A 13,867-nucleotide genomic window follows, 5' to 3' on the forward strand; every position below is an offset into this window, starting at 1 on the left:
CCTTTAATTAACTAACAATTACCACAATCATTAACTTACTGAGTAGTAATCACTTTGCGTTTATTGTGCGCAATAATCAGCGCAATAAGACATATTACACCTACAACAATACCCACTGGCTGGCTCAGCTGTTGCGGCAAACCAAAACCAATACCTGCGGTCATGATGTACGACACAGTCACACAAGTACCAATAATCGCTGGAATGCTGACAATCCAATGGAAGGTACCACGATCAAACAAATACTTAGTCGCCAGCCACAATACGCTAGTAGACAACAACATATTTGAGAATGCGAAATAACGCCAGATTAGGGTGAAGTCAATCTTAGTCATAAAATAAGCAATAATCAGAATCGGAATGGCAACCAGTAAACGGTTTCTGACACTTTGCGGAATTTTAAACGCATCGATAATAGTTAAACGTAATGCTCTAAACGCAGTGTCACCAGAGGTAATAGGGAAAACCGCAACCGCGATAATCGCCATAACACCACCTGCTACACCTAGGTAAGTGGTCGCCACTTGGTTAACAACCATACCAGGACCGCCTATATCGAGAACACTCTTAAGTTCGATATAACCACCAGGGAAAGCTGCGATACCTGCAGTAGCCCACACACATGCCACTACACCTTCTGCTACCATGGCACCATAGTAAACTGGACGAATGTATTTTTCGTTAGTTAAACAACGCGCCATAATCGGTGCTTGAGTTGAATGGAATCCACTGATTGCGCCACAGGTAATAGTGACAAACAATAATGGCCATACAGGTAGCCCACTTGGGTTCGGCTCTAATAAGTCATTGTTATAATGGCTGTGATCAAAATAAGCAAAGATACTGTCAATAGTCGGTAGTTGCGGCGCATGGATTAGCAATGCAACAGCAATAGAGGTTGTCATCACAATCATTAATAAACCAAATGCTGGGTACAGTTTGGTAATGATTTTATCGATTGGTAACAACGTCGCGAGAAAGTAATAACCCAAAATCAGTAATACCCAAAAGGTATTATTACTCAAAAAAGTGTCTTTAAAATAATCTAAGTTACTTAACAGCCCTGCTGGGCTCATGATAAATACTACACCAACGAAGAAGAGTAGCATGGCAGTAAATATCAACATGGCACCTTTAAAGTACACATTGAAATAATGGCCAGCAATTTCAGGTAAACTTTTACCGTCTTCTTTTATACTCATTACACCAGAGAAGTAATCGTGAACTGCGCCACCGAGTACATTACCAATCACAATCCAAACCAGTGCTATCGGGCCATATAATGCACCTAAAATTGGCCCAAATATCGGTCCGACACCGGCGATATTAAGAAATTGAATTAAGAACGCTTTAACCGGATGAACGGGTACATAGTCAACGCCATCATTAAATCGTTCTTGAGGGGTTTTAACTTTAGGGTCAATACCTGCTTGTCGCTCAACGAACGGGCTGTAAAACTTGTACCCGAGCAATAGTAGCCCGATACAAATGAGGAAAATCAGCATATTATTGTCATCCAATTATTTATAGGAATATATTCAATGTCGAGTTTGTTTCAGTTAGCTTTCTAGGTCAAGCAACCGGGTGTTATACCAAAGTAGGGATTGCTACCAGTTACTTTCCGTGCATATATACTCACTTTAGCGATAAACTATAACCCTGTTAATGGCTTACCCCAACTTCCTTATAATTAGCTATTTAATTACCCATATCAACACATCAAAAAAATTCAAACATAATCACTTTTAACTCACCTGTGGCTTGTAAACTTACACATCCCTATATACTAAAAATGGTTAATTACCCTTTGTAACACCTAAGATAATTACACCATCACCAATATATCACCTCAAACACATCTTTATAGGTGGGAAGTTAAGTAGCCTGAAATTGAGGTAACAAACACGATTGAATCATCATGTGAACAACCCAAACATCCGCCTACTGGTTCATCTGTTTATTCGTCTATTCGTCTATTCGTCTATTCCTCTATTCGTCTATTCGTCTATTCGTCTATTCGTCTATTCGTCTATTCGTCTATTCGTCTATTCGTCTATTCGTCTATAAAATGATAAAACCTCACCGATAAATATCAGTGAGGTTTTAGTTTTATTCACTCATACAGAATAAACCGTTAGTCTATTTTTGCAGCGTTAGCTCGATGCTAGATTCAACTGATGCTTGGATTTCTGCCTCAGTAAATAGCAATGGACGTAATTGTTTTGCCGAGGAATACAATTCACTTTGATCGGAAAAACTTGGACTCGACACATTGCTAGATTCTGAATAAGTCAAAATACCCTTTGCCTTAGGACCGTCATCAGTAAAGCTCACGGTCATCATCCAACTTGAACCATAACGCACTTGATAACCTTCAGAAGTTAATCCTGATGCTGTAGCATTACCAGAAACAACATCCATAACAGGGCTATATTGATGCTGAGGTATTAAGGTGTCATCGCCCGATAAACTGGTCGAGAACACGTTAAAGCCACCTTCCGCATTATGACTACCAGGCCAAGGTAACTTCACCCCAGATGCAGAGCCATCAGCAAGTGACTTTTCAACAAACTGCACATCCCCCAACGCAACATCAACCGCAAAACCTGCCGCTTCAAGATTCAAAGCTGCATGAGCTAAAGCCACTAATGCACTGCCGTCAGTATTGAGCTTATTGGGCGTAGTTGCTGCACTCATATAATCAAATGCTTCGGTTAGCATGGTGTTTTGATTGAACTGATGGGCAAACTCGCGAAGTAACGCCCCACCTTTACTGTCGTTATCTTGTTTACCGTTCCACGATTTTAGCGCGGCACATGATGCCGAGACATCTTTAGACAATGTTGCGCTAACCATCACCGGCGTAGACCCTTGTTGCTCGCACTGGCTGATTAAGTCGGGTAACACCAATTCAGCAAGATAAGCCCGATTGGATAATAAAGCCGCCTCTAGCTCCTCAATAGTAAATTTACCGTCATCACCCGCGGCGTCATCCATTAAGGTTAAGCCCATACGAGTACGTAACGATAATTGGCCTCGCTCTGGACCGTATAAAGGAGAGTAGTTTTCGAGCGGTGCCGCTAAGTTAGTTGACCAAAAGGAGTTGTTGGAGTTTTGCACAAAGTCAGTACGTTCAAGCTTAGGTGCACGGTCGTAAGGCATTGGCGAGTCATAACTAAATACCGAGGTATTACCGGGTAAAATAGTAAATCCAGCTTGAGCTCTCGCCGCTTGTATCGCTGGGGTCGTCTTAATAATATCGACCACTAAGTCAGAAAATCCCGGTACGGTTGAGTCGTCAATATAAAACGCATTACCTTCTTTATCCGCATACATGGTGTTATTAAAAATAACCCCATCATAATTTTTAAACGCTTGTTGAAACTCATCTTTATTGGATGCAAGATTCATGGCTAACCAATGATCGAGCGGATCTTTATTGGCCATGTTGGCATCTTGAATAAAGAAAGCCTGGCCATCGTCCCATCCAAATGGTGCTAATGCCGGTGGTGCTTCAACCATCGGACCTTTGGCTGTAGTGTAAATATCCTTCTCCGCCACCAACATGCCAGCGGGGCCTGCATTAACTAATACCGAAACCGTTTCTTTGGTGATTGGCATCGGCGAATTATCGTACATATATTGCAATCTATCACCGGCAACTAACTCAAGGTTATACATTACAAAATGTTCTGCGGTTGAAAAGGTATGCGTCCAAGCAACATCTTTGTTAAAACCAATGTTAACCAATCCAGGCATACCAACCAACGAGCCGCCCATCACATCCATTTGTCCTGGTATGGTCAAATGCGACTGCCAAAAGCGTAAATTACCGGTATGCGGAAAATGTGGATTACCCAATACCATACCTTTACCATTTTCAGTTTTATCCTTACCTAAACCCCAACCATTAGAACCCAAATTTCGCGGATTAGTTTCCGGTGTGGTAATGGTTGCAGACCGTGCGATTAATTTGTTGTTAATATCCTGCACAAACGCGGTTTGTGCAGTGGATGGTGCAGGCCCAATAATTCGCGGTAAATACTCTTGAGCATCGCCAGGGTTGGCGTAAAAAATTAAATCTAAAAAGTTTGCCGCCCCAGGTAATAGCGCGATGGAAAATAGATAGCTTGCTACATCGACACCGCTAATAGGTTTAACCCACGGTTGACCAGCACAAAATGGCTCGCCTGTTTGAGTTCCAGCTTCTACATCGGCAAGATATTGATTATAACCCGCACTGAAACCCTCCATTAATGCACGCGAATTATAACTGAACTGTGGGTATTGGTTTTCAGCAAGCTGCCTGATTTTCAATGCTTTGTAGGCAAAGTCAGAAATTAAGTTGCCGTTATCTTCACTGGTTGGAAGGCCAGTAGTAAAGTCAATCGAAGCATGGGGACCAAAATACATCGACCGTTCAGAATTGGCTTTAATAAAGCCATCTGCAATTACACATAAATTATCTTGTGCTTGGGCATAACCATTACCGAAACCAAGACTCTCTAAATTGTCGGCGGTAATGTGTGGTACACCATATTGAGTTCGGCGAATTTGGACTTTTAAGCTGCCATTAGGGGCAAAGGCTTGTAATAGAGGAGTAACGACTTCGGGTTCTGGATCTGGTTGAGGGGTTTTACCGTATTGGGTGTCATCACCGCAACCTACTATCGCAACGCTAGAAGCCATGCCGATAGCGAGCAAAATTTTATTCAGTTTCATTATTATTATCCTTGTTGTATCCCAATGCTAAGCAGCAAAATGGATGAGGTACTTAATCCTTTACGCCTCAATTTAAGCTAACAGCACCGCCAAAGTAATCCCAGTTACCTTGAAACGAATGCGCTGTTGTTAAATACAACAAAGACATGCATTGCTATTTAAGCAATCATTCTCTCGTGTGTCTACATCTTGATAGAAATAGCCAAAACGTGCTTAACAAAAACAATTAACCTTATTCAGCTAACCTCAGTCCTGGATAATAAACGATTATAAAATAGCGACGTCTTTGGATATTTGCGTTGCATTGACCTGAATTAAACAAGTTATCTATGCGTAAATACGCCTTGTCAGCAGAACAAATAGCAAGTTTGATATTGATGACCCGCTGCTAGGGCGGACTGCGTCCTGCGAGTATCGCTTCGCTGCTAAGGCGGACTGCGTCCCGCGAGTATCGCTTCGCTGCTAAGATTGTATAGCATCTAGCAGCGTAGCGTCCTAGCATCTAGGCTTTTGGCCTGTATAGCATCTAGCAGCGTAGCGTCCTAGCATCTAGGCTTTTCGCCTGTATAGCATCTAGCAGCGTAGCGTCCTAGCATCTAGGCTTTTGGCCTGTATAGCATCTAGCAGCGTAGCGTAGCGTCCTAGCATCTAGGCTTTTGGCCTGTATAGCATCTAGCAGCGCAGCGTCCTAGCATCTAGGCTTTTCCCTTTTATAGCGTCCTTTGACATGAGATCAGTCTAGTGGTTATTTATTCCACGGATTGTTTGGATCAAATGTAGGCTGCGGCTTATTTTGATTACTACGCTGTGTCGCTGCATCGCTGTCATTTGAACGACTCGATGAGGAATATGAAGGTGATGACGAAGAAGCATATGAACGACTTTGATTATGTTTCATTTGTTCATAATCAGCCGTTGCTTTGGCTTTCATTTCGGCAACTAACTCAACCGTTAAAGGCTGCGGCTTACGCGGTAAAATACCGTCAGCAAAACCACGTTCACGAGGTTTTAATTCAAATTGTGCAGAGTTACCTTTTGGCATACGCTTGAAACGGTACAAATAAAAATTTTCAACACGCTCTCTCGCCCATTCCGTCTTTTTTAGGAACTTAACACAAGCGTCCATATTGGGGTTGGTATTGAAGCACTCTAAACGCAAAGCTGCGTAGAGAATTTTCCAATCATAAAATGCCACTAACTCAGATATCATCGTTTCTGATTTTAAACCGTGAAGTGGATTATTTTGCTGCAGTTCTACCATGCTATCTCATGACCTCAAAAAGCTGTCTCTATAATGTGTATAGTTTACCGTTAAAATGCCCCATCGTCTTTATGCATATTTCACACGAGAGGTAATGAGTTAACTAAAACTCATTACCTCTAGTGTGGCGGTTAACATCGTTTTCTGATTTATTTATGACGATACTCACAGATGTGAACCAAAAAATAACGACTTAGTCGTTAACAGAAGGTAAATTAATCCGTATATTGAAAGGGATGCACTGATATTTAGTTAATAGCGTGTGTTAAAATAGTTCCATTATAGTTGACCATCATCAAAGATTATCGAGGACATTGGTTTGAAGTTATCACCAAAATGCTTGTACTTATTTATTTTAATTTCGCCTCATGTCATAGCAGAAGAAATCTTAAACAATCTCGATTTAGATTTAGATTCGCTGATGGCGATGGATGTACAAGTGACTTCGGCGATGAAAAGAACCCAATCAGCCTTTGAAACCGCTTCATCTATATACGTATTAACCAAAGAACAAATCACTCGTTCAGGCGTGACTTCTGTTCCAGAAGCCCTGAAAATGGTACCTGGATTAGCCGTTAGACAACTTGATAATAATCAATGGGCAATTTCTTCTCGTGGTGTTGCATCGCGATTTTCAAGCAAATTACTCGTTATGGTAGACGGTCAAAGTTTGTATACCCCTAAATTTGCCGCCGTGTATTGGGAAACCCTAAACGTACCGTTATACGATATAGAACGTATCGAAATTATCCGCGGTCAAGGTGGGTTACTGTGGGGCAGCAATGCCACTAATGGCGTCATTAATATCATTACTAAAAACAGCATTGATACTCGGGGCCTATATGCTGATGTCAGCAGTGGTAGCCAGCTTAATGTCGATACCAATCTTCGTTATGGTGGCGATATTGGTAATAATGGCAGTTTCAGAATATATGGCCACGTTAAAGATGGCCAGAAGTCTGACAAAGGGATTGAAATGGAGCCGGCTGACTTTTCAGAGCAACAATCTGTAGGCACCCGGTTTGACTTTACCCCAAACGATCAATGGTCAGGACTTATTCAAGGTGATATGACTCAATCTACATTAGGCCAAAATTTTCGCGGCGTCGTGGATGAAAGCAACCGTAATATCTCATTTACTGACAGCTTAGATCGTACCGATGTTCGAGTCATGGCGAGGTTGGAAAATCGTATTTCACCCAAAGCTAACCAAATGCTGCAAACATCTTGGTTAAAACAAAGTGGTAGCCAAACCCATTTACAAGAAAATTTTGAATCTTTTGATGTTGATTATCAGATGAATTTCCTGCACCAAGACTTACAGTTCGATTGGGGGCTAAACTACCGTTACAATTCTATTTCTTTTGCAGACAGTACCTTTGTGCAAAGCGATGGAGGTTTTGAAAGCCTACATCAATATGGTGGATTAGCGCAGGCTCAATATAACGTGATTGCGGACAAATTAGACTTAATTGTGGGTGTCAAAGTTGATCATAACGATTTGACTGGTTGGGAAAACCAACCACTAGCAAGGCTGGTATGGAAACCACTAAATAATCAAGTCTTGTGGGCCTCTGTATCAAAAAGTGTTCGGGTTCCCTCTTTACTTGAATTTAACGACAACTTTCTTATCGATGGACAACGAGTCGAAGAAGTATCGCCTATCACCACCGGAATACCCGAGATTGATCGTTATTATATCCGCACTTACCTCAATGGTAATGACAACGTAAAGTCAGAAAAATCTGTATCTTATGAAATGGGCTATCGTTTATCTGATACCACATGGGCACTTGACCTATCGGTTTATCATACTGATACCGATGATGTAGCCGTGATCCAAATAGATCCGAATATCGATCAGTTCCTCCCCGTGTTTGCATTGTTACAGGCTGGACAGATTGATGCCGCAGTACAAGCATTGACGACAACATCGATTAATTTTGACTTAGTCTCTAATGCAGGGCTGACCACTGAAGGTGGTGATGTGGTGTTGTCATGGCAACCGTCTGACAACTTTACTGCCGAGGTAGGTTACAGCTATAACACCTTTAATTACGACTTAGCAGACAACACGTTCCCAGCGATTGGCTTTGACTCAACCAGTCGTCAACTGTTTACTAAAGCTGATATACATTTTTTTGAACAGCATAATATTTTTGCCTCACTCAGAGTTGAAAATAGTGATGCCTATCAAACAGAAAATTATACCGCACTCGATTTAACTTGGAATTGGGCTTTTCACCCTAACTGGGCATTCGCCATTATGGGTAAAAACCTGTTTGCAGGTTCACATCTTGAGTATGGCAATGATAGTGAAACGTATACACGATCAAATTATATAGACGAAAGTGTCACTTTTAAAATTACGGCGAAATTCTAACTGACTTAATGTTAACTATTAAACGTATTCTGTTTGGATCATTTATAACGCTTTTGCTTACTATAAGCCAAGGCGCGATTGCTGACGAAAAAGAATATGCACTTAAAGCTGGTTTTTTATTTAACTTTGCCCGTTACGGCGAATGGAGTCATCACACAAATACAGCCAGCTCTTTTACACTGTGCAGCCCTGATACTAGCTTTATTAGTGTCTCGCGCTCAATCCTTAATGGTCGTAAAGTCAATAATTTACCAATAGAAAATGTCGAAGTGAGTCTCACAGAAACAAACTTAGAACAATGTAATATCTTGTTTATCACAACCGACACCCTTGAATCTTGGCAACAATTGGATAATAAACATCTTGCTGATGTCATGATCGTTGGTGAAACAGACAACTTTATAGAGCAAGGTGGGCATATTCGTTTCTTTTTATCCGGTGGTAAAATTCGTTTTGAGGTCTCACCCGAAAAATTAAAATTATCAGGGATAACAATGAGTTCAAAAGTATTACGCCTAGGTCGAGTAGTGAATAATTAATGCTATGAAACAATTTTTCGCTTTAAATACAATCAGTAAAAAATTGCAATTCATTTTAATGAGCGTTGCGCTCATTTCGACACTCACTGTGACATCAATATTCAGCGCCTTCGAGCTGTCTTCCGCTAAAAGAGAACAAGTTGAAAGCCTACACAGCTTGTCGAAAATGTTGTCGCCCAATATCACTGCGGCCTTATTATTTGATGATCAAGACGCCATTCAAGAACTGATTAATCCTATCTTGTTAAGATCAGATGTATTATCTGTCAGCGTCACTAATATTGAAGGTGTTGTGTTAGCTCAGGCATTATCAAAGCGCCCTTCTATGACCCAGATTGATGACGACCTTAATGACATCACTCAAGTGATGACACCATTGACACTCGACAAGCAACAATATGGTGATTTACACATATCAGTAGATGACAGCATTATCACTGATAGAATTACATTTTACGGCCAATTTATTGTGCTATTACTATTATCATCTCTTTGTGCCAGCTTTTTTCTCTCATTATTCTTACGTCGTAAATTTTTAAGTCCAATGTTATATCTCGCTAAAATTTCGCAAAAAATCACCGTGTCACAAGATTACAGCTTGCGTGCTCAAGTACAGTCTGAAGATGAAATTGGTCAGTTAACCACTTGTTTTAATAGTATGTTAGATAATATTGAACAGCGTGAAAGCTCGCTTGAAAGTGAAGTACAACTGCGTACTAGAGAACTAGAGAATGCCAATATTCAATTGCACGAATATGCTTATCAAGATGGCTTAACCCTGCTACCCAATCGACGTTTTTTCTATGAAAAACTGCAGTCGCTTATTGATACAGATGACATGTTTTTTGCGTTAATTTTTATCGATCTCGATGGCTTTAAAGAGATCAACGATTCCTTAGGCCATGAATATGGTGATCTGTTACTGCATCAAGTGGCTAAACGTTTACGTGGATGTGTTCGAGATCATGATACGGTTGCGCGTCTAGGCGGAGACGAGTTCACCTTAATTCTTGAAGATGTGAGTGACTTAGAACACGCTGCAACAATTGCTGAAAAAGTGAAAAATAGCCTGATGCAATGTATTAGCATTAAAGAAGTGCAAGTCAACGTGACAGGTAGCATCGGGCTTACTTTCTACCCTGCCGATGGCCAAAATGTTGAAGCGTTAGTCAAACATGCTGATCAAGCCATGTACTTGTCTAAAAGCAAAGGGCGTAATCGTTATGAATTTTTCTCTCATGCTATCGAAGAACAAGCAATTGAGAAACGTCGTCTTATCGAAGAAATCCGCATAGCACTTAAACTCGGTCAATTTGTATTGTTTTACCAACCCATTTTTGACCAATCTGGCGTTAATGCTACCAAGGCAGAAGCACTCATCCGTTGGAATCATCCACAGCGCGGCCTTATTGGTCCAAATGAATTTATTCCGGTGGCTGAACAAAATGGTTTAATAGAAGAAATTGGTAACTGGGTAAGAGACCAAGCGATTGAAGATGCTGCTCATTTTTATCAATTGTCGGGCAACAAAATGCAAGTGAGCGTCAACACCTCACCGTTGCAAATTGATCAGGAGGGTTTGTGGGTCGATGAATGGATATTAGCGTGTAATAAATTCAATTTACCTCGCGATACCATGATTATCGAAGTGACAGAAAACACCTTGATGGACCCAGACTCTCCCATTCAACAGCAAATGCTACGACTCAATAATTATGGTATTGATATCGCCATTGATGATTTTGGAGTCGGGTATTCATCATTAGCCTATTTGCAACGACTCGATATTGATATTCTAAAAATTGACCGATCGTTTATTCAGCACATGGAAACCAATGAAAGTAGCATTGCGTTGGTACGAGCTATTATCACCATGGCACATCATTTGAAAGTTAAAGTCGTAGCCGAGGGTGTTGAAACTGAGGGACAACACCAGTTACTTCAACAACTGTCATGCGATTACTTACAAGGTTATTTATTTGCCAGACCTATGCCAACACAACATTTTATTGACCGTTATATCTTACCGTTCCCACTTGCCGCAGAGTAATAAAAAACTCATACATCGTCATGTAAAAATAGTATGTTGAGTCTTTGATATTGGCGTTAAATCTTCGAATTAAGGCATTCACAAACACTTGTAGCGGTAGAATATTTTCATAACAGTTTGCTGTCATGAAAGTAAGAGGGAGCGGTAAAACAGCTAACAAATTCATCGACCTGCTACACAGGCCGACAACATTATCCAACTAAAAACTATCCAAATTAATTCATTAACGATTTACATCAACAACCACACGGCCACGAACCTTACCAGCTAACAAATCACTTGCCACATCAATCGCTTCAGTCAAGCTGATTTCATGAACAATGTCATCGAACACACCAACATCCAAGATTTCGCCTAGACGTTGCCATGCCTCAATACGGTCAGCTAAAGGTCGCATTACACTGTCGACGCCCGCTAGGGTCACGCAACGTAAAATAAATGGCGCTACGCTGGCAGGAAAGTCCATTCCCTGTGCCAAACCACACGCAGCAACCGTTCCGCCATACTTGGTACTAGCACACACATTGGCTAAGGTATGGCTGCCGACAGAATCAACAGCACCAGCCCAACGCTCTTTAGCCAATGGACGACCAGCTTCTGACAATGTTGCGCGATCGATAATGTCTTTGGCACCTAACTTTCTTAGGTAGTCACTTTCATCCATTCGGCCAGTCGAGGCGACGACGTGATAGCCTAACTTGGCTAAAATAGCGATAGCAAAACTGCCGACTCCGCCATTAGCACCAGTAACTAGCACCTCACCTTTGTCTGGCGTTACGCCATTTTTCTCAAGAGCCATCACACATAACATTGCGGTATAACCTGCAGTGCCAATCGCCATAGCTTGTTGTGGTGAAAATGCCTTTGGTAATGGAATAAGCCATTCACTTTTTAAACGCGCTTTTGTAGCCAAGCCACCACAATGATTTTCACCCACCCCAAAACCATTCAATAATACTGTATCACCTGTGGCAAATTTATCATTATCGCTATGTTCGACAATGCCTACTAGATCAATGCCTGGCACCATAGGGAAAGTTCTCACTACAGGTGCTTTACCGGTAATCGCTAGCGCATCTTTGTAATTAAGCGTGCTATAGAGCACTTTTACCGTCACATCACCTTCAGGTAACACGCTTTCATCGATACTTTTTACTGTGGTGCGGTAACCTTGGTCGTCTTTTTCGATCAACATGCCATTAAACATTTTGCTCTCCTAATTTAGACTGATCGTCTATTAATGGTTAAAAAATTTTATTTTGCTAACGCTGCCATAAAATGATCATAGTAGTTATCAAGTGGGCGTTCATCTTGAACTAACTTTGCACGGCTTACCGCTCCTTCCCAGCCAACCCAAAAATTTTCAGCTAGAGCATCACAATCTGCCGTTGCAGCTATTTGTCCGAGTGATTGCGCAGCTTTGAGGCAACGAGCTAAACAAGCTTGCCAACTCAGAAAAATCGCAATAATTTGCGGTCTAAAGCTGTCTGGCAAAACGCCAATTTCTTGACCCAAATTACCCACTAAACAACCGCGTTTAAATTGGTATCGAATCATTCCGGCCTTAGCATCATCAACGAAGTGCCTAATCCGCGTTAATGGAAAATAAGCTTCATCAAGCAAATGAATTTCAAGTTTATGTAAGAAGTATTCAGCATAGTTCTGCAATACCGCTTGGCCAAAGACTTCTTTACTCGCAAAATAATGATAAAAAGAGCCTTTCGGAACGCCCACCTTTTTCAAAATGGGTTCAATACCCGATGAGGCAAAACCTTGCTCTGTCAGTTGCTCAAGACCACTACGAATAAGCTCTGCCCGAGTATCTGGATTATCTCGCGATACTTTGGGAGGTCTGCCTCTACGAGGTTTAGGGCTTGGCTTAGTATGCGGACTTGTCATTATATCTACACTTAAATTATTCATACCCCTATATTAGACCGAGCGTCTAATTAAATGCAATAACATTATATTAAATCCTACTTGAAGCCCAGTTACCCAGTAATATCAAGGTCGCGACAACATTAACATGAACTAGTAAAGCTCTATCTCACAGCAATGTTGCCACCGAATAGCATGCCGACTTAATCCACTGCTACTACTGAAACCGGCAATAGATAACCCACTACATCTATGAATTTATGTATAAGTAATTTGAAATAGTTAGCTTAGCAATGGCAGAAAACGCAGTGGCCATTCAACACATATCACGCGATAAAACCAAATCTTTTGACATAGCGACTCGAACCAAAACCATTTGAATTCAAATCATTCGATCTGTAACCACTTATTTAAAAATACCTTATTAATAGCTAAAAAGTGCACCAAATCCACTTGCGAATAGCATCATATCTGTAACGTTTATACTGCATAATAAACAATCTATAGCATCAACATTAAACAAATATCCAGTGAAACCGATGACGTTCACACTCAACTTTAAATATATAAAACTTTAAATACAGTAACTTAAGCTAACCGCCGTCGAAAATTAAAAAGATGAACAGCACATAGCTAAAAAGTACTCACAACTTAATCAGCCTGTGTGACATCGTTATATTTCATGCCGCTGACAGCGTATCGATATAAAGTTAAATAGTTGTTAAAAAACATTTATTACTGCCGTAACTGAGATTGGATTGGAAATTTTACCTAAAATGATGTTAATATAGTTAGACCACTAACTAGTTTGGTGGTTTTTTATTGTTGAATGAAAAATGAATTAACAATAATCCGATTAGCCCGCACCCAGGAGGACATTATGTCAACGGACACGTCAAACGAAGAAAATCTCACTACCACTATGTTGAACACCGCTAAATTAAAGCTGAAAGAGGCTTCACAATTATTTTGTTTATGTGCCCTTTTAAGTACCTATCTCTTTGTTATGTTGAAACCTAGCGGGATTCAAAATC

At 40.8% G+C, this 13,867-nt stretch carries 8 protein-coding genes; 3 read left to right on the forward strand and 5 right to left on the reverse strand.

Annotated elements, in window-relative coordinates:
- Nucleotides 1–35: 35 nt before the first annotated feature.
- The 3 genes from AAEY99_RS13035 to AAEY99_RS13045 form a co-directional block, all read right to left on the reverse strand.
- Entirely contained in the window at nucleotides 36–1,505 is a 1,470-nt protein-coding gene (locus AAEY99_RS13035) for a carbon starvation CstA family protein (protein WP_162022395.1), read from the reverse strand.
- Nucleotides 1,506–2,139: 634 nt separating this feature from the next.
- Nucleotides 2,140–4,722 carry an acylase gene (locus tag AAEY99_RS13040; protein ID WP_351010749.1) on the reverse strand — a complete coding sequence of 861 codons (2,583 nt, stop codon included), beginning with the start codon at nucleotides 4,720–4,722 and terminating at the stop codon, nucleotides 2,140–2,142.
- Between the two features lie 745 nt (nucleotides 4,723–5,467).
- A complete protein-coding gene (locus AAEY99_RS13045; RefSeq protein ID WP_011636249.1) occupies nucleotides 5,468–5,983 on the reverse strand; it encodes a VF530 family protein in 516 nt (171 codons plus the stop codon).
- Nucleotides 5,984–6,302: 319 nt separating this feature from the next.
- Between AAEY99_RS13045 and AAEY99_RS13050 the strand changes: the two genes are divergently transcribed.
- The 3 genes from AAEY99_RS13050 to AAEY99_RS13060 are packed head-to-tail and all read left to right on the forward strand — an operon-like array spanning nucleotide 6,303 to nucleotide 10,955.
- Nucleotides 6,303–8,366 (forward strand): TonB-dependent receptor plug domain-containing protein, encoded by a 2,064-nt coding sequence (locus tag AAEY99_RS13050; RefSeq protein ID WP_101085974.1) that lies wholly within the window; start codon nucleotides 6,303–6,305, stop codon nucleotides 8,364–8,366.
- Between the two features lie 8 nt (nucleotides 8,367–8,374).
- Complete coding sequence (locus AAEY99_RS13055; RefSeq protein WP_101085975.1) at nucleotides 8,375–8,905, forward strand: YfiR family protein; 531 nt, start codon at nucleotides 8,375–8,377, stop codon at nucleotides 8,903–8,905.
- Between the two features lie 4 nt (nucleotides 8,906–8,909).
- A complete protein-coding gene (locus tag AAEY99_RS13060) occupies nucleotides 8,910–10,955 on the forward strand; it encodes a putative bifunctional diguanylate cyclase/phosphodiesterase (RefSeq protein ID WP_351010751.1) in 2,046 nt (681 codons plus the stop codon).
- Nucleotides 10,956–11,178: 223 nt separating this feature from the next.
- Here AAEY99_RS13060 and acuI read toward each other — a convergent pair whose 3' ends face one another.
- Both acuI and acuR read right to left on the reverse strand, forming a co-directional pair.
- Nucleotides 11,179–12,162: an acrylyl-CoA reductase (NADPH) gene (gene acuI, locus AAEY99_RS13065; RefSeq protein ID WP_162022391.1), complete on the reverse strand. Its 984-nt coding sequence runs from the start codon at nucleotides 12,160–12,162 to the stop codon at nucleotides 11,179–11,181.
- Between the two features lie 47 nt (nucleotides 12,163–12,209).
- Entirely contained in the window at nucleotides 12,210–12,854 is a 645-nt protein-coding gene (gene acuR / locus AAEY99_RS13070; protein WP_351010754.1) for an acrylate utilization transcriptional regulator AcuR, read from the reverse strand.
- Nucleotides 12,855–13,867: the final 1,013 nt, after the last annotated feature.

Source organism: Shewanella sp. S1-58-MNA-CIBAN-0166 (genome assembly GCF_040310085.1).
GTDB lineage: Bacteria > Pseudomonadota > Gammaproteobacteria > Enterobacterales > Shewanellaceae > Shewanella.